The 19,008-nt window shown below is 48.6% G+C and carries 10 protein-coding genes; 7 read left to right on the top strand and 3 right to left on the bottom strand.

Features of this window, described 5'->3' with window-relative positions; all coding sequences use genetic code 11:
* Positions 1-240 precede the first annotated feature (240 nt).
* From NIAKO_RS15655 to NIAKO_RS15675, 5 genes are all read left to right on the top strand, one after another.
* Positions 241-6,054, top strand: coding sequence for an MBG domain-containing protein (locus tag NIAKO_RS15655; protein ID WP_014219429.1), 5,814 nt, complete (start codon positions 241-243; stop codon positions 6,052-6,054).
* Positions 6,055-6,079: 25 nt separating this feature from the next.
* The gene (locus NIAKO_RS15660) at positions 6,080-7,117 is read left to right on the top strand and encodes a PorP/SprF family type IX secretion system membrane protein (protein ID WP_014219430.1); all 1,038 of its coding nucleotides are present in this window, start codon (positions 6,080-6,082) and stop codon (positions 7,115-7,117) included.
* A gap of 76 nt (positions 7,118-7,193) precedes the next feature.
* Positions 7,194-7,916 carry an ImuA family protein gene (locus tag NIAKO_RS15665; protein ID WP_014219431.1) on the top strand — a complete coding sequence of 241 codons (723 nt, stop codon included), beginning with the start codon at positions 7,194-7,196 and terminating at the stop codon, positions 7,914-7,916.
* Position 7,917: 1 nt separating this feature from the next.
* Positions 7,918-9,417 carry a Y-family DNA polymerase gene (locus NIAKO_RS15670; protein WP_014219432.1) on the top strand — a complete coding sequence of 500 codons (1,500 nt, stop codon included), beginning with the start codon at positions 7,918-7,920 and terminating at the stop codon, positions 9,415-9,417.
* The gene (locus NIAKO_RS15675) at positions 9,401-12,595 is read left to right on the top strand and encodes an error-prone DNA polymerase (RefSeq protein WP_014219433.1); all 3,195 of its coding nucleotides are present in this window, start codon (positions 9,401-9,403) and stop codon (positions 12,593-12,595) included. Before NIAKO_RS15670 ends, NIAKO_RS15675 begins: the two co-directional genes overlap by 17 nt.
* A gap of 50 nt (positions 12,596-12,645) precedes the next feature.
* Here the strand turns inward: NIAKO_RS15675 and NIAKO_RS15680 are convergent, their stop codons facing one another.
* The 3 genes from NIAKO_RS15680 to NIAKO_RS15690 all read right to left on the bottom strand — a co-directional run bounded on the left by NIAKO_RS15680 (position 12,646) and on the right by NIAKO_RS15690 (position 15,401).
* On the bottom strand, positions 12,646-12,945 hold the full coding sequence (locus NIAKO_RS15680) for a hypothetical protein (protein ID WP_014219434.1): 300 nt from the start codon (positions 12,943-12,945) through the stop codon (positions 12,646-12,648).
* A gap of 415 nt (positions 12,946-13,360) precedes the next feature.
* Entirely contained in the window at positions 13,361-13,801 is a 441-nt protein-coding gene (locus NIAKO_RS15685) for a phosphatidylserine decarboxylase (RefSeq protein WP_262493726.1), read from the bottom strand.
* 112 nt (positions 13,802-13,913) lie between these two features.
* Positions 13,914-15,401 (bottom strand): alpha-amylase, encoded by a 1,488-nt coding sequence (locus NIAKO_RS15690; RefSeq protein ID WP_041346805.1) that lies wholly within the window; start codon positions 15,399-15,401, stop codon positions 13,914-13,916.
* A 440-nt stretch (positions 15,402-15,841) separates the two neighbouring features.
* On the opposite strand from NIAKO_RS15690, the gene NIAKO_RS15695 reads away from it, so the two are divergent.
* Positions 15,842-16,372 carry a YciE/YciF ferroxidase family protein gene (locus tag NIAKO_RS15695; RefSeq protein ID WP_014219436.1) on the top strand — a complete coding sequence of 177 codons (531 nt, stop codon included), beginning with the start codon at positions 15,842-15,844 and terminating at the stop codon, positions 16,370-16,372.
* A 485-nt stretch (positions 16,373-16,857) separates the two neighbouring features.
* Positions 16,858-18,828 (top strand): PAS domain-containing protein, encoded by a 1,971-nt coding sequence (locus NIAKO_RS15705; RefSeq protein ID WP_014219437.1) that lies wholly within the window; start codon positions 16,858-16,860, stop codon positions 18,826-18,828.
* Positions 18,829-19,008: the final 180 nt, after the last annotated feature.

Raw genomic sequence — 19,008 nt, forward strand, 5'->3', positions numbered from 1 at the left:
TGCAATACCCACTTCCAGTTAGTACATTCGCGCGGTGATTTTTTATCATATATCACAAATCTCCAGTGTCCGTCCATGAAAATGCCCGTATGAAACCCTATGCTTAATAAAAATAAGCTGCCGGTTATTTAGTATTCCCAGGTAAAAAATAGTGATGTGCACTTGTTGAACAGGTGAAAGTGGCTGGCTATTGGCTGCTGGTGAATCTTATTGTTTGTAAATAACCCCTCCCCTATAATCATGAAGCGTACAGTACGACCTTCGAACCCTGTTATTTCGAATACCGGTTTATACCAGCTGGTATTCCTGTTACTGTGGTGTTCTGCAGGCATGTCCCAGGATTCTATCGTGTTAACAAATCCTGTTAACCCCAAAGCCCAGGGGCTGAAAGCCGTGGAATCCAACTTTCACAGTTTTCCAGCCACTGAAAAAATAACGCCTGCCGTTTGGGAAAAAGTGAATCCTGGCAGATCATACGCACCAAACGCCGTGTACCGGGTGTTTGAAAACGACACCGTGAAATATGCGGAGGTGTTAGAAAAACGAACAGCGTTTGAAAATTATTATATCAACCCGGCCCACCCTGCCCAGTATACCAAGATCCGCGGCTTAGACCCTATTAACTTTCAACGCAACGGACAGTGGATTCCTGTTGACGCCACCCTTAAACCGGCAGGCAACAACATCTATGAGGCAACCGACCAGTGGGACCCCGTTGGTATAAATGTAACCGCAAAAGAAAGTTATATTATCACGGAGAAGGGTAAAGTACAGTTCAACGACTGGACGTTGTATGGGGTAAATGGCAATGACAAAACAGTACTGGCAAAAGCCGACTGGAGCCATTATACCATTGGCGCCGATGGCATGCACATCACCGACATTTTCCCCGGGATGGATGCCGAAATGCGGGTAAGCCGCGGCGGTATAAAAACAAGTTTTATCATTCACCGGTTAAACTTTTCGCAGTACCAGGAATTGTATTTTGAAGATTCCTTCAAAGGGCTGCAACATAAAGGACTGTATTATACCACCAGCAATACCGAAAGCAGCAGCACCGAAGCCGTATATGCCGATGTTTCCTCAAATACAGGGGCCATCAAAATTTCCCCGGCTTTTGGTTATGTAAAAAATGCGCCTTCCATCGTTACGCACTTTCCGTTACATGTTTCAGGCAATAAACTGAGCGTGGCTGTACCGGCCGACTTTATCAATAACGGGCTTGCCGCAGGTGATGTAGTGATCGATCCGTTGGTACAAAGCTCCAATTCCATAGCAGCTTCTACGGTAGGCACCATGTTCAATGCAAGTTGCGGATGGGGCAACTCCTGCGATTACCCCATTACGCTTACGCCACCTGCCAATGCAACCATTACGCAGATCGCCGTTCACATCTACATGGTGGCAAATGCACCCTGTGGCCGGGAACAATTTGCGTTCGGAGTATCGAGCGGAGCCTGTGCTACTTCCGGCGTATGGTATTTTACTTCAGTTACGGGGCCCGGCGGTGCGAATGCCGGTTATTTTGCCCCTCCTGAATTGGTAGCGTGCACGCCAGCGCCTTCCTGCACCCCTTCGCCGCTTACCGTAACCACTAAATTATACCGGCAATGCCAGGGCCCAACCGGTTGCGATAATACCTGTATAGGCCTGGTTGATCCTTTGGAAATCCGGATACAGGGACATACGGCGGAACTGACAGCTATCGCTGCCTCAGTTATTTCCCAATGTAAGAACCAGGATATTAACTTCAGTACGGCAACAGCCTACGGCGTACCGCCGTTTTCAGCTATTGACTGGAGTTACAACGCGTCGGGCACCCCTTCCTTAGGTACTGGCCCCGGCATTAACACAGGTAGTGCGCTGGCGCCGGGTAATTACACTATCTATGCCCGGGCAACAGACGCCTGCGGAACACTGGCGCAAGCCAGCCTGCCCTTTAGCATCAAGCCTTTGCCGGTGGCTACCCTGGCCGCTACGTCATCTGTTTGTAATGGCGGCACCACGGCCATTGCTCCTTCTTCTTCAATACCCGGCACTACGTATAGCTGGACGGTAACGCAAACGGGTGTTACCGGCGCCAGCAATGGCAGCGGCACCACCATCAATCAAATCTTAAACAACAGCGGCACCACACCCGGCACCGCCGTTTATACCATAACCCCAACAGCCAACGGTTGCGATGGGGCGCCCATTGTACATACCGTAACGGTAAAAGCAGTGAACAATGTATTGTATGTAGATGGCAGCACCGGTGATGATAATAACTGCGGTGATGCCTGGGCGAATGCATTTAAAACATTTTCACGCGCCATAGAGGTGGCCAAACAAAGCACCAATGTAGACAGCATACTGGTAGCAAAGGGAACGTACTACCCTACCGGGGCGCAAACCGGCACCAGCCGCGACAGCAGCTTTGTGATCATTCGTGGCAAATTGAAAATGTTTGGTGGTTATCCCAACGGCGGCGGCGTACGCGACATCGTGAATAACCCCACCATCTTAAGCGGCGACATTGGCGCCGCAAACGACACAACCGACAACAGCTATCACATCATGGTGATCACCGGTAATATTCCGGCTGCAGCCGATAGTATTGTGGTGGATGGGTTTACTTTCTCAAAAGGTACCGCCAACGCCGGTGGCCTCTTTAACTATGCCAATACCGGCATCTTCTTATACCAGGGGCATGGCGCGGGTATTTATATCCAGGCAAATGCCACGGGGCAAAAAACCGCTCTGCGTAACCTTACCTTCACGGGAGGTACAGCGGCTGTGCTCGGTGGCGCCATTGAACTGGTGGCCGCCTCACCCCTTATTAAGAACTGTACATTCACCAATAACCGCACGCTCACCTATGGCGGCGCACTGGCCAATGACCACACTGCCAGTCCATACGTTACCGGTTGCAGCTTTACCAACAATATCAGCAATAATGCGGGCGGGGCCGTGTTCACCCAGGACCCTGACTCAGGCCCCACCTTCGATAATTGCAGTTTTACCGGCAACCAAAGTATAACCAGTTCTTCCAGCGTGTACGGCGGTGTTATGTTCAACAGAAATTCAGCTACGGTAAATATTACCAACTGTTCTTTTACGGGCAACCAGGCTGCCAGCGCCGGATTTACTTATGGGGGAGCCATCTATACCACAGCTACCACTATTGTAAATATTACGAAAAGTATTTTCACCGCCAACAAGGCCACCGGGGGTGGCGGCGCTATTGTAGAAGACGGCAATTCCACCATCAACATCTCGTACAGTGTTTTCGATGGTAATATAGCTAAGAACACAGCAGGCGATGTTGGTTCCGGTGGCGCATTGCAATCCATGGCAAATGGCGGCGCCTTTACCGTGAGCAACAGTGTATTTGTGAATAATACAGCCGCTGGTACCAACGATGACGGTGGCGGCGCTATGATGGCCTATTCCGGAACATTCAATTGCCGAAGTCTTACCTTATCTGGCAATACTACCGGCAGTACCATAAAACCAAATGCTAATGGCATCAGTGTTGCCGCGGGCGCTACGGTAAATTTCTTCAACAGCATCAGCTGGGGCAATGCGGCCGGGCAGGTGCATAACCTGGGCACCATCAACTACGATCATTCGCTGATAAAAGGAACAGGCGCTGCACTGCCTAACCTTGACCTGAACCCGCAGTTTGTAAACGCAGGCAACCCAATGGGCGCCGATGGCAAATGGGGCACTGCCGATGACGGTCTGCAGCTCACCCCTTGCAGTCCCGCAGCCAATATGGGCAACAATGCCCTGTTAACCGGCATTCCAGCCGATGAAGCAGGCAACGGCCGGATCTTCGGCGGCATAGTAGATATGGGCGCTTATGAATTGCAGGCGGCGCTCACACCCATGACCTTCACCAATGTGGTAAAAACCTATGGCGATCCTGATGCCCCTGTACCTAATATCACCAACTGCTCGGGCCTGCCGGTAACCTTTACCATTGGCAATACGGCCCTGGCTACCATGGTAAGCGGCAACCCCGCAACAGCGGGGCAGGCTCTGCATATTTTAAAAGCCGGTGTTAGTACCATCACCGCACATACCCTGAATGGCTTGCCTGATGTAACCGTAACGCTTACTATAAATCCCAAACCGGTTACCATCAGTCTTACGGCAACGCCGGTAAGCAAAGTGTACGACGGTAACACCAATGCCACCGTAACTGCGGCCAACTTACAGTTTGCCACCGGTGATGTGGTGGGCACCGATGATGTGGCCATTGCCCTCAGCAGTTCGCTGGCTGCTTATGATACCAAAGATGTTGGTACCGGTAAAACCATCACGGTTCCACTGGCCAATATCGGTTTAACCGGCGCCACTGCGGGTAATTATATTATTTCCAATACAACAAATATCAGCGCCCCTGTAGGCATTATAACCCCATTGGGCATTACCGTTACCGCAGACGCCTTATCGAAAGTTTATGGCGCTGCCGATCCCACACTAACTTTTGCCAACACACCTGCATTGATCGCCGGTGATGCCTTTACCGGAGCGCTGAGCAGAACACCGGGTGAGAACGTTGGTTCCTACGCCATCAACCAGGGTACGCTGGCGTTAAGCAGCAATTACACCCTTACCTATGTGGCAAACAATTTAACCATTACGCCCAAAGCCATCACCGTAACCCCGGATGCTTTGAGCAAAGTATACGGCGATGCCGATCCGGTATTTACTTATACCAATACCCCGGCGCTGATTACAGGCGACGCCTTTACCGGTACGCTGGCCCGTACACCAGGGGAAAATGTGGGCATTTATCCTGTTAACCAGGGTTCGCTTGCCCTTAGCCCTAATTATACGCTTATATTCAATAGCAATACATTTACGATTACCAAAAGGGCCATCACCGCAACTGCGGATGCAAAAACAAAAGTGTATGGCAATGCAGACCCTGCCTTCACTTACACGTTTACTCCTGCCCTGATAGCCGGTGACGCGTTTACCGGTTCGCTGAACAGAACACCGGGCGAAAACGTTGGCAATTATGCCATCAACCAGGGATCGCTGGCGCTGAACAGCAATTATACGCTTACGTTCCGCAGCGACAACTTACTGATCACCGTAAAACCGGTTACGGTTACTGCCGACGCACAATCGAAAACCTATGGTGATGCCGATCCGGCTTTCACCTATACCTTTACACCGGCCCTGGCTTTCAATGATGCGTTCACCGGTTCATTAACCAGGATACCGGGTGAAAATGCCGGAACCTATTCCATTAACCAGGGCGGCCTGGCATTGAGCAATAATTACCAGCTTACGTATGTACCGGCCAACCTGGTTATCAATAAGGCGGTACTGACTGCAACGGCCGGTAATAAGACCGTATGTTTACACGATGTGTTATCACCTTCTTCGGTGCCCATCAGCTATTCAGGATTTAAATACAGCGATAATGTAACTGCCATTAAAAAAGCGCCTGTTGTAAACATCCCCGGCTATCTTATAGCCGGTAATTACACCATTACCCTTTCGGGTGGTGTTGCCGATAATTACACGTTCACCTTCGTAAGCGGTCAGTTAACGGTGTTGCCTGTTCCTACGGGCGGTATTACCCAGGTGCCTGTTGGTCCGGGTGTAGTGAACACGCCGAATATAAACAGCGGGATGCAATTAATGGCGCCTGCCGCAGCCGGCTATAGTTATAACTGGAGCACCGGTGAATCAGCTGCTTTGATCTTTGTGAAGTTGTCCGGCACTTACTCGGTACTGGTAACCAACTCCGATGGTTGTTCAACAAAATTCAGTACCGCGGTAAAACAACTGACCCTTATTATCCCGAATATCTTCTCGCCCAATGGCGATGGCGTGCACGACAGGTGGGTGATAGAGAACCTGGAAAATTACCCGGGTAACCAGGTACAGATCTATAACCGGTACGGCCAGCTGGTATACAAGGTTTCCAACTTTGTTTCGTGGGATGGAAAAGTGAATGGGGCCGACATGCCTGTTGGCACTTACTATTATATAATAGATCCGAAGAACGGACAAAAACCTGTTACCGGTTATATCGACATCATCAGATAATCTGTTCAAACTAAAATATACTACAATGAAAAAGATATTCTTGTTGCTTACGGGGTTGTATATCTGCCTGGCGGGGTTTGCACAGCAACGATCCAGCTATACCCAATATATTCTCAATAATTATATTTTGAACCCCGCCCTCACCGGGATAGAGAACTATACCGATGTAAAGATGAGCGCCCGCGACCAGTGGGTGGGGTTGAACGGCGCACCGCGTACGGCTTATCTAACGGTACACGGTCCTATTGGAAAAAAAGATTACCGCACCACAGCCACTTCCTTTGAAGTGCCTGGTGAAAACCCAAGAGGCAGTTCTTACTGGGAATCCTATAATGCCCCGGAACCGCACCATGGCATAGGCATGAGCATCATCAACGACCGCACCGGTAACTTCAACCGGTTCTCGGCCGATGTAAGTTATGCCTATCACCTGGGGTTAAGCGCCCGCACCAGTTTGGCCATGGGTTTTGCCGGCGGCATTTCTTCCATAGGGCTGAACACGAATGGCAAGGCTTTTTTTGGTTCAGACCCAAGCGATCCCAGTGTGGGCGGCGCAGTAGCCACCAACCTGCGCAAAATAAAACCCGATCTCGCTGCCGGACTGTGGCTGTATTCAGCCGATTATTTTGTTGGACTATCCGGTCAGCAGATCATTCCGCAAAAGCTGGCATTTGTAGATGACGCCACGTTTAAAACAAACGGCAAACTGATCCCGCACGTTTTTTTAACGGCGGGGTACCGGTTCCTGCTCGATGAAGACTTCAACCTGCTTCCTTCGGTGATGGTGAAATACATCAACGGCGCCTTTAAGAATAATTACCAGGCCGAGTTCAATGCAAAACTCCAGTACCGCGACGTGATTTGGATAGGCGCCAGTTACCGCCAGTTCGATGGCTATGCCGCCATGCTTGGTTTTAATGTGGCCAATACCTTTAATGTGGGCTATGCCTATGATTATACAAAAACCGATCTGCACACCTTTACCAAGGGCACGCATGAACTGATGATTGGCTTTTTGATAAATAACCGCTATGGCGATACCTGTCCGCGGAATGTGTGGTAATAAATAACTATTGGAAATACTAATATATTTAGTATTTTTGGGTGTAGATTATTAGCAACCACCCAACCAATTAGTTATGGCTGCAAAGGCTGACATATTTGCCCGCTTGCAGAAAGAGATCCTTTTGCTTGAAGGTTTTAAACCTGCGTCCAACGATTTTACCAATTGGGCAGGCCTTGAGCAGCTTAGATCCGCTTTCCCTAATAGCACTTTTCCTACAGGTGCTATGCACGAATTTATTTGTGAGGGTGTAGAAACCGTTGCGGCGGCCACCGGGTTTATTACCGGCATTTTATCTACGGTGTTAAAACAACAGGGCGTTACCATCTGGATCGGTTCCTCAAAACTGATCTTTCCGCCTGCACTTAAACAATTTGGGATTGCGCCGGAAAAGATCATTTTCATTCACTTAAAAAAGCAAAAAGACAAACTGTTTGTGATGGAAGAAGCGCTTAAGTGCGATTCCATTACCAGTGTGATAGGTCATATCGATGAATTGAGTTTCACCGAAAGCCGGAGGTTTCAACTGGCGGTTGAACAAAGTAAGGTCACGGGATTTCTGATTCGTCAACACCCACGCAACCTGACCACTTCCTCCGTCACGCGCTGGAAAATAACGCCGCAACCCAGCTTCACCACAGGATTGCCAGGTGTTGGTTTTCCCCAATGGGCTGTTGAGTTATTAAAAGTGCGCAATGGCAAACCAGGCACCTGGGACATGGTATGGCGCGCCGGAAAATTCCTGCTGCTGCCTAAAGAAAGTGTGGCGATCCCATTGCCCCAACGGAAAATTGTGTAAGATGGAAAAGCGATATGTGGCAATATGGTTTCCCAACCTGGTTACCGATTGGTTTGAACAACACCAACCTGAACTGAAAGCAACCTGTTTTGTGTTGGCGGCCCCGTCGCATGGAAAAATGATTATTACGGCTGTGAGTCCCAAAGCGCAGGCGCTCTTTATCCGCGAAGGCATGGCATTGGCGGATGCAAGGGCGATCTGTCCGGCTTTACTCCACTTCGATGATAAACCAGCACTCACCACTACCCTGCTGAAAAAGATAGCCAACTGGTGTATAAGGTTTACGCCTACTGTAGCCCTCGATCCTTTAGGGGGCATTATGCTCGATGCCACCGGCTGTGCGCATCTCTGGGGCAGCGAAGCAACTTACCTGACCGATGTACTGAATAAATTAAAAGCCAAAGGGTATTATGCCCGTGCAACCATGGCCGGTACCATTGGCGCAGCCTGGGCAGTGTGCAGGTATGGAAATAAAGAAATTATTGAAAAAGAAAAGCAGCTGGAGCTGGTGTTGGCCTTACCACCGGAGGCCTTACGGCTGGACCCAAAAACCGTTGACCGGTTACATAAACTGGGTTTTACGCAAATCAGGAACCTGGTGAACGTTCCGGCAGCTTCGCTGCGGCGCAGGTTTGGTGCTGCCATCCTGCAACGGCTTAACCAATTGATGGGAACAGAAGAAGAGTACATTCAATCCATCATTCCACCCGAACCTTACCAGGTACGTTTACCATGCCTGGAACCGATAGCCCATTTGAAAGGAATTGAAATTGCGTTGGAAAGAACGCTGGGAGATCTGTGTGAACGCCTGCAGCGGGAAGGTAAAGGGTTACGCACGGCTTACTTCAAAGGGTACCGCATAGATGGTGAAGTGATTGGCGTGCAGATAGCCACCACCCGCGCCTCCTGTAACATCCGGCATTTATTCCATTTGTTTGAACCCAAACTTTCTACGCTGCAGCCTGAGCTGGGCATCGAGCTGTTTATACTGGAAGCCGCCCATGTGGAAGATTATACGCCGGCACAGGAAGGGTTTTGGAAAGAAGGATCGGCACTCACCAATATGGCCATTGCAGAATTCATCGACAACATCTCCCAAAGAATTGCCCCCGGTTCAATACAACGGTATTTACCAGCCGAACATCATTTGCCTGAAAATTCATTTACCAAAGCAAAGGCATTGACCGAGGAACCATCTACTGAATGGAATACCAGCTATCCCTGGCCCGTGGTGTTGCTGGAAACACCCGAAATAATAGAAGTGACGGCGCCTGTGCCGGATTATCCGCCCATGAATTTCAGGCACCGGGGCAGGCTGCATAAAATAGTAAGGGCCGATGGCCCTAAACGATTGGAACAAGAGTGGTGGATAGCTGAAGGCGAACACCGCGATTATTACATCGTGGAAGACGAGGAAGGTGGCAGGTACTGGTTATTTCGCCTGGGGCATTATGATGAAACAAAAAAAACGTCATGGTACCTGCATGGTATCTACGCCTAGGGGGGCGGGCATAATGTATACAGAATTACAAACAACAACCAATTTTTCATTCCTGCGCGGTGGCTCCCACCCGCATGAACTGGTAGCCCGGGCCGCGCAGCTTGGGTATAAAGAGCTGGCTATAACCGATCGCAATACCCTGGCGGGCATTGTACGGGCGCATAGTTCGGCAAAAGAACACCTACTACGAATTATCCCGGCCTGCAGGCTGGACCTGCAGGATGGCCCGGCATTACTGGCCTACCCCACCAATAAAAGCGCCTATGCTTTACTCACCAGCTTACTAACGCTTGGTAACACCCGCGCAGAAAAGGGCGAATGCTTTTTATACAAAGCAGATGTATACCAGCATGCCAAAGGGATCAAATTTATTTCCATTCCACCCGATCACTTAAATGCCGAATTTGGTTATGACAATGAATATACCGGGGCGTTGAAAGAATACCGGGAAGCCCTGGGCGCCGATCTTTACATTGCCGCTACCAAAAAATATACCGGGGATGACCAAAAACAGCTTTATCAAATTGCAGCGCTGGCGAAGCAATTGAACATGCCGATGGTAGCTACCAATGATGTACATTATCACACCCCCGCCAGAAGACAATTACAGGACATTGTAACCTGCATTCGCGAAAAATGCACCATTTACAACGCAGGGTATCGCCTGCACGCCAATGCGGAAAGGTATTTAAAGCCTGCTGCGGAAATGCAGCGCCTGTTCCGGCAATATCCCAGCGCACTTACCTATACACAGGAGATAGCAGAAGCCTGTCAGTTTTCGCTGGATGAATTGAAGTACGAATATCCCGACGAGATCATTACCCCGGGCCGGACACCCATGGATGAACTTACCCACCTGGCCTGGCAGGGAGCAACAGATTTTTATGGCAGTGCAATTCCACAAAAGGTTATCGACAATATCAATCACGAATTGAGTTTCATTGCCGAAATGAATTATGCTTCTTATTTTCTTACGGTATATGACATTGTTCGTTTTGCCCGCAGCCAGGGTATCCTTTGCCAGGGAAGAGGGTCTGCCGCCAACTCCACTGTTTGCTTTACGTTAGGTATTACGGCTGTTGACCCCACCAAATTTGATCTGCTGTTTGAGCGGTTTTTATCGGCTGCCCGCAACGAGCCGCCCGACATTGATGTGGACTTTGAACATTCCCGGCGCGAAGAAGTGATGCAATACATTTACCGGAAATATGGCCGGGACCGGGCCGCCATCGTTGCTACCGTTACTCAACAGCATTCAAAGGGAGCCATCCGGGATGTGGCCAAAGCCATGGGGCTTTCTTTGGATGCCATCGATCGCCTGGCGGGTTCCGTAGGTTCGTTGGGCGAGTACCCGGAAAGCCCTATGGACACCCAGCGTATTACGGAACAGGGTTTTGACCTGCAGGACAAACATCTACGGAAGGTATTGGAACTAACGAGGCAGTATATTGGCTTTCCCCGGCAGTTGGGACAGCACACCGGTGGTTTCGTAATGACAAAGGGTAAGTTGAGCGACCTGGTGCCCATCTTAAATGCACGAATGGAAAACCGCACCTGTATTGAATGGAACAAAGACGATATTGACGAATTGGGTTGGTTAAAGGTAGATGTGCTGGCATTAGGTATGTTAACCTGCATCCGCAAGACTTTTGACCTGGCTAAAGAAAAATACGCATTGGATCTAACGCTCGCGAATATCCCCCAGGATGATCCCCAGGTATATGAAATGATTTCCCGGGCAGATACGATTGGTGTTTTTCAAATAGAATCCAGGGCGCAACAATCTATGCTGCCACGACTAAAGCCACGTTGTTTTTACGACCTGGTGATAGAAGTAGCCATTGTTAGGCCCGGGCCTATCCAGGGCGACATGGTGCACCCTTACCTGCGGCGGCGCAATGGAGAAGAACCGGTAGAATTTCCATCGAAGGAACTGGAAGATATTTTAAGCCGGACATTAGGCGTGCCGCTGTTCCAGGAGCAGGCCATGAAAATTGCCATCGTTGCCGGCGGGTTTACGCCTACCGAAGCAGACAAGCTGAGAAAAAGCATGGCTACCTTTAAAAATCCGGGCATGGTTACACACTTTAAAGAGAAGTTGATTACGGGCATGGTAAAAAACGGCTATGCGCTCGATTATGCAGAACGGGTATTTAAGCAACTGGAAGGCTTTGGCAGTTATGGTTTCCCGGAAAGTCACGCCGCCAGCTTTGCGCACCTGGTGTATATTTCTTCCTGGATCAAATGCTACTATCCCGATGTATTTGCCTGCGCCATCTTAAACAGTTTACCAATGGGTTTCTATCAACCGGCCCAGTTGATTGCCGATGCACAGCAACATGGCGTGGAAGTGCGCGCCGTTGACATTAACTATTCTCACTGGGATAATACCCTGGAAGAAAAAGGCAATCAATACTTCATCCTCCGCTTAGGCTTCCGGCATATCGGCGGTTTGCGGGAAGGCGATGTGCAACTAATTGTATCAGGCAGATCGCAACCATACACGGGTATTAATCAACTCCGCAACCTGGGCGTTTCAGCAATCACCCTCGAAAAGCTGGCAGATGCGGACGCATTCAGGTCGTTGGGGCTGGACCGCAGACAGGCGCTTTGGGACGTGTCGAAACAAGACTCTCCCACCGGGATCTTTGCGCCCCACCACGACAACAACGGGGAACAGAATATCTCCCTGCCGGAAATGTCGCCTTTTGAACATGTACTGCAGGACTATGCCACCACGGCCCTTTCCATTAAAGCACACCCGGTTAGTTTTGTACGCGAAAAACTCAAACAGCTGCTGGTTTTATCTGCTGCCGATCTGGCGAACGCCCATGATGGAGATATGGTAAGAGTTTCAGGATTGGTATTGGTGCGGCAACGACCAGGTACCGCAAAAGGGGTTTGTTTTATGACCATTGAAGATGAAACGGGTACGGTGAACGCCATTATTTTCGAAAACCTGTTCAAGCAGTACCGGAAAGAAATTACGCTGTCGAAGCTGATCATGCTGGAAGGTAAGTTGCAAAAACAGGGCGCTATCATTCATGTGATTGTTGAACAGTGCTTTAATTTTTCCCGGTTGTTCCTGGATGCAAAGACGGGTACTGTGGCAGATACAACAGCAGCCAAACAGGGCCGGCAGTTAAGTATGTTTCATAAAGGAAGGAATTTCAGGTAGCTGGCTGTCAACGGGCGCTGCCACAATTTTCCCCTGCAGGAATGCCACATTTAGTACGGTCCTACAGGCCGAAGCGTTAGTACCCTGAAAGTTTCACGCAGAATGGCTTTGCAGTTATCACCTGCTTCACAAAGAATAGTGTACCGCGTTTGCAGCACTGTTGACAGGGCATCCTTTATTTCCAGCAAATCGAAGCGGATAGCGGTAGAACTTGTTGGCATTCCATCTCCCTGTAACTGCGCAAACAGGTCAACAGCTTCCTGATAGTCGCCGGCAAGAGTAAAACGGCTGGCTTCCGCGTACCCTTCGGGCACCCGGATATTTATCACAATTTCGTATCGCGGTTCCATGGCAGATCAATTAGTTCAAAAATCCACATCAAGGGGTGTGCCAGTGGTTGTAATAACTGCATTCTTTTCAGTTCAACTGACAAATTTTTAGTGGGCTGTCAGTTGCCTGATTGCAAAAATGACAGCAATCACTTGCACAGGAATTTTTAGCTTTACTATATGCTTGTACGGCGCCGGTTACGGAGGTTCGATATTCAATAACCTTGCGAACTTTAAAATGCACCATTGGTCTCCGGCAGCGGGCATGTTTTTTTCAGCAATAGTGCTATGAAGCAGATTGAACTACCAGTGAAGAAGCAGAAGGAAAAAATTGATATTCCCGAAATTGTCAGGGATTTTGAAGCGGATAGAGTCAACCAATCATCCAATATGTTTCTATGGACCTCCATAGGCGCCCCTGTCAATTGCATTGCTGTTAAGGTTCTCCCCGTAAAAAGAACCTGACCTTGCCCTCCGCGGTAATAACCACCGACGATATATGGCCCATGCCCACCGGCATTACCGCCACCAGCCCTACCGGCGATTCCATAATGATATGTGCACGCGTATGCGTAAACTGGAAACCCACATCATCGGTATTTTCCAAAGAGCCATCCTGCTTTTTCGATTCTTTTATCCACGTAGTGGCGGGTATTTTTTTAACCTCCCGGATTATACCGGCTACCGGTACATGAAAGCGGTGATAATCGGTTATGGCTAAAAAGCTATGGGTAAATACGCCTTCCTTGAATGCCTCCTTATAATTGCTTCCATCCAGTAAGGTTTTAATGTCGTACGTTTCTCCTTTCACCGTGATGGTCGAATCGTCAGCAATGGGCCAGTCGCCCATGAAGGTGCTGTCTGCCGGGCCAAAAATTGGTTATAGGAAAGCCAGCCGCTGGACCCCTTAATATAGTCGTCGATGTTGTAATCGGGATTGTTGATAAAACTGTCCAATTGCTGCACAATTGTCTGCATAGCCATATCAATTAATTATGTTTTTCTATCCATACCGATACGGAGCCGGCATTAACGGGAAACTCCGCCCAGCCCGGTTCGTCAATAGTAACTGGTTCCAACCGGTTGCCCAGGCAATCAACAAATACTTTGCCGGCGTGGGCAGCACCCATTTCCATTTTTTTGGTGGCTGCATCACCGGTTGAGAGTACAACGGCGCAACCGGAACCCGGCTGGTCTGCGATACCTTCGCGGGTCCAGCCTATGCAATCAGGAGCATCGAAATAATCGCGTTGTTTTCCGTACCCATATAATTTCCTGGTGGTAAGCAGCAGCGGCAGGTGCGCGCATGGCTCTTCTTTTATTTCATGCGCTTTACCGTCTGCATCTTTTATCGTGTACTGTGCGCCATACAGATCGGGATAAAATACACAGGGATAGCCTGCTTCCCGCAGCAAGACCAGCGAGTAAGCCAGGGGCCTGAACCATGGTTGTATGGGCGCCTCCAACAGCTGGACCGGCTGGGTATCGTGATTGGCGACGATGGTAACAGCCAGCGAAGGGTTGGTTTCGAGGATACTATTTTTAAGGATATTTCTTAAGTCATACTCCTTCCCTTTATTGGATGCATCAAAAAAGTTACGATGCAGGGGCGCATCGAATAAGGCGATCTTGTTTTGCGTGGCTTCCAAAAATTGCAGCATAACAGGCAGGTCTTCCGGCGCCCAGTACTCCCCTACTGCAAACAGATCTGGTTTTAAACTACGCATATGATCGAGCCACTCAACAATAAAGGCCGGCGACATATGTTTTACGGCATCGAGCCTAACCCCAGCGAACGGCGCTTCTTTCAGGAACCATTCACCCCATCGTTTTAATTCATCCCGAACGGCAGGATTGCGGAACTCGATATCGGCGCACATTAAAAAATCATAATTCCCTTTTTCGCTTGCCACCACATCTTCCCAGTTATCACCATATTCATTCCTGATCCTGAAAATGGATGATTCCTGCAGGTCTGCCGCATAATCTACGCCCGTGAAGCAATGATGGTCCCAGATAAATGCCGAGTATTTTCCTTTGCGGCCGGGAAAGGTGAACCGGGTGTAAGCCTCTATTTCAAAAGGCTCGCTGAGCTGTTCATTCCTGTCTTCCTCGTTAACCCTGATCACAGTGATCCGCTCTTTTTCATCGGCGCCGCCTTTGTGGTTCAGGACCACATCGGCATACACGCCAATACCTTTTTCATTCAAAGTATGAATAGCTCCCAGGTACGCTTCTTTTGTTCCGTACTTGGTTCGTACCGATCCCTTCTGGTCAAACTCACCCAGGTCGTAGAGGTCATAGGCATCGTAACCACTGGCATCAGGGCCGTTCTGCGCTTTGCATGCAGGCGGAAGCCAGCAGGCTGTAATACCCAGTTTGGCCAGCTCAGCCGCTTTATCGCGGGCATGGTCCCATAACGAACCATCGGCAGGATAATACCAGTGAAAAAATTGTATTATTGTTCCATTAGTCATTACTATAAGCATGTAAATGACATGCCGTTGCATTGTATTCAGCAGAACCTCATCAAACCAACTTCAATGTTTTTGCTTACTATTTAATGTGGAAACTTTACTGCACTTTTTAGCAGTAGGCAGTTAGAGTATGTATAAAGAAGTTGTCCAAAATCAATTCAAATATTCAAAATAATTATATAATTTAGCATCATAGGATAAGGTTTAATGGTTAATGGTATTTGATTAGTGCAGCCTCTTACCTTCAGGGGAAAGAGGCTTTTTTTTTGCCCCTGCTTTCTGAAAATTACTACTCCTTATATGGCTTTAGAGGTACTGTATCCAAGAGCCCGCTCCATTGCCCAACTGTACCATCTCCACATTGCTATAATATTCGTTTGCTGGAATGATTTTTAGTGCTGTATTACACATTCCTTAACCATTAAATAAATCGATGCTATATGGAGAATACATCAACTACCCGGAAAAATTCGGTATTGCAGGATTTCTTTACCACCTGTTTGCAGGAACTGTACTGGTCGGAAACCCATTTGATAAATATGCTGGATACCATGAGCAAGGCTGCCACCAACCCCCAATTACAGGAGGCATTTCTTTTACATAAGGAAGAAACCATCAGCCATAAAGAGCGGCTTGAACAGGTTTTCTCAACAATCGGCATTGAGCCGCAGGCGGAACTGTGCATGGGACTGCAGGGCCTTATTGACGAGGGCTGGCAGGTGATAGATGAAACAGAACAGGGCACCAGCCAACGGGATGTAGCCCTGATCATAGCGGCGCAGAAAGTGGAACATTATGAGATTGCCACCTATGGCAGTTTGATAACCCTGGCTAAAACAATGGGCCGGAAAGATGTTGCGGCGCTGCTTATTCCCACCTTGCAGGAAGAAAAAGCTACGGATGTAACATTGACGAACATTGCTGAAAATGGCATCAATGAAGAAGCAACCCAGGAAAAGATCAATGCGTAGTTAAATAAAATGGCGAAGCTGCAGGTCTGTATTGATCTGCAGTTTTTTTATTGGCTGTTCATGCCAGGTGATGTAAAAAAACAAAAGCCGGCATATTGATGCCGGCTTTTAAGACGTTATGAATCTCGGATTAAAAAAACGGGACGGACTTTGGGGTACCCGGCAATACTGCCAGGTGGTTTAATTGAGTGGTTGTACTTACAAGTCTTACACAATATAATAATGCCGGATATCTTTTACAAACCCTGCAGGTTCTACCTTGAAAATATTGACTTTAATCATGTCAATTGTACAAGTAATTTCAACCTGACGTTGCCTGCTTTAAATGCCTGCCCGGGAACTCCTGGATCATCTATAAAGGGTTCGTTAAAAAAAGTGTGGAATACCTTGTTTTTAAAACCCTGGCATTTATTTTTAGTGTATCAACTTCATTAACCACGCCTGAACCCTGATGACCATAAACGTAAAGATTAAACCCATTAATTGTGAGAGACATTTATGCATCTATAGGCGAACTATCGGTTTTCGCAGCCATGGACGCGTGTCCGCAATGCGTTAAGATCGTTAACGGCGATGGAATTGTAGTACATATTAACCGCACGGGTTTGGATTTTATTGAAGCAGACGACATCAATGGAATAATCGGGGCGAACGTATACGATTTTATCAGTGCAGATTTCCGGGAGATCTGGCGCACCAATCATTTGGCTGTTTGCCAGGGCGAAAGCAGATCGTGGGAGTATGAAATTACCGGACTGAAAGGTACTAAACGCTACCTGGAAACCTATGCAACGCCGTTACTACTGCCCAATGGCGTCACTTTGCAGTTTGCCTTTACAAAAGACATTACAGATAAAAAACGCCTGGAGCTTGCCAGGCAGCATACCGAAAGGCGGGTTAAGACAATGGCTGAAGCTATCCTCGCCATTTCAACCAGTTCAGACCTGCAAAGCCTGTTGCGGGAAATTACCGAACGCGCCCGCGAAATAGTGGATGCGCACAGGGCTTTTACCAGCATGCCACATGGTGGAGGTTTAGATCAGCGCCACTCCTCGCTTTCCTTATCGGATACATTTGACCCGCCGGCAGGTAATAAAGCGAAATCCGATGTTTCCGGGATGCATACGGCCGTACAGGGCTGGTTAGCCATCCCATTAAAAGCTAAAGACGGCCGGAGCCTTGGTTTGATCCAGGTTACCGATAAACGCGAAGGAAAGTTTGATCAAACAGATGAGGCATTTATGATCCAGTTTGCGCAATATGCTTCCCTTGCCATAGAGCGGCAGCAGTCAATTGACAGTTTGCGGGATAGTGAGGAGCGCTTTCGCGTGCTGGCCAACAGCATTCAAAACCTTGCCTGGATGGCCGATGGCGAAGGATCGGTATGCTGGTACAATAAACGCTGGACCGAATACACCGGCCTTACCCTGCAGGAGATGGAGGGCTGGGGCTGGCAAAAAGTGCATCACCCCGATCACGTGGAGCAGATAAGCAAATTCATGAGAGCGGCGTGGAAAAAGAATGAACCATTTGAGATCATTCACCTGTTGCGGGCAAAAAATGGCTCGTATAAATGGTTCCTTTCACAAGGCAATCCCATTTGTGATGCGCAGGGTAAGATCCTGCAATGGATAGGAACGTTGACCGATATTGACGATCAGAAACGCGGGGAAGACCGGCTGGAAGCGCTGGTGGCTTTGAGAACAAAAGAACTGCATGAGGCCAACCGGGCGTTGGAACAATCGAATGAAGAACTGGCCCGGTTTGCGCATACCGCCAGCCACGACCTGAAAGAACCTGTTCGCAAGATCAGGTTATATACCGATATGCTGCGAGACGATGTGGAGCAATTTGGGACAGATAATTCACGGGCGAACATCAGGAAGATCGAATCCTCCTCCCGCCGCATGGCTGAGCTGATAGATGGTATTTTGAAATATTCATCCTTTTCCCAAACCCGGGAACAGTTAACAGCCACCGATCTGAATGCCGTGATGAGGGATGTGGAGGCAGACCTGGAAATGGCCATCGCCACACAAAAAGCCACTATAGTTAAAAAAGAGGGGCTGCCAACGATTGCCGGCATGCCCGTTTTACTACACCAGCTTTTCTATAACCTCATTGGCAATGCATTGAAATTCTCTAAACAGGATATCCCGCCCGTTATAGAAATATCAGGCAGCCTGTTATCACAGGCCGAAGTGATTGAAAAAGGATTGCCCGAAAACAAAAGTTATTTGACTGTTTGTGTTAAAGACAATGGCATCGGGTTTGACCAGACGGACGCCGTAAAAATGTTTGACGCTTATTCCCGCCTAAACAACTCAACCCGGTACGAAGGTACCGGGCTTGGCCTTGCCCTGTGCAAGCGGATAGCAGAACGCCATGGTGGATTGATAGAAGCAGAAGGCGTTATGGGACAGGGAGCTTTATTCAAAGTCATACTTCCGGCATAATAAATTTACACGATTGGCCGCGACCTGAAGGTGCATTTGCTGGCCAGGGGTGATAAATACACTATTCCTCAAACCAATCCCCCGCATAGATGATTGGACAATGTGATAATTCGATAATGTGATAATTAAATACATGGTTACGACATCTGCAAATAATCAGCTCACGCGAAGCACTCACGT

It is taken from the genome of Niastella koreensis GR20-10, from assembly GCF_000246855.1.
Classification (GTDB): domain Bacteria; phylum Bacteroidota; class Bacteroidia; order Chitinophagales; family Chitinophagaceae; genus Niastella; species Niastella koreensis.

What these genes read in the sequence shown, in the direction of transcription:
- NIAKO_RS15655 (WP_014219429.1), top strand. Translation starts at nt 241, where the DNA reads ATGAAGCGTACAGTACGACCTTCGAACCCTGTTATTTCGAATACCGGT.
- NIAKO_RS15660 (WP_014219430.1), top strand. Translation starts at nt 6,080, where the DNA reads ATGAAAAAGATATTCTTGTTGCTTACGGGGTTGTATATCTGCCTGGCG.
- NIAKO_RS15665 (WP_014219431.1), top strand. Translation starts at nt 7,194, where the DNA reads ATGGCTGCAAAGGCTGACATATTTGCCCGCTTGCAGAAAGAGATCCTT.
- NIAKO_RS15670 (WP_014219432.1), top strand. Translation starts at nt 7,918, where the DNA reads ATGGAAAAGCGATATGTGGCAATATGGTTTCCCAACCTGGTTACCGAT.
- NIAKO_RS15675 (WP_014219433.1), top strand. Translation starts at nt 9,401, where the DNA reads ATGGTATCTACGCCTAGGGGGGCGGGCATAATGTATACAGAATTACAA.
- NIAKO_RS15680 (WP_014219434.1), bottom strand. Translation starts at nt 12,945, where the DNA reads ATGGAACCGCGATACGAAATTGTGATAAATATCCGGGTGCCCGAAGGG.
- NIAKO_RS15690 (WP_041346805.1), bottom strand. Translation starts at nt 15,401, where the DNA reads ATGACTAATGGAACAATAATACAATTTTTTCACTGGTATTATCCTGCC.
- NIAKO_RS15695 (WP_014219436.1), top strand. Translation starts at nt 15,842, where the DNA reads ATGGAGAATACATCAACTACCCGGAAAAATTCGGTATTGCAGGATTTC.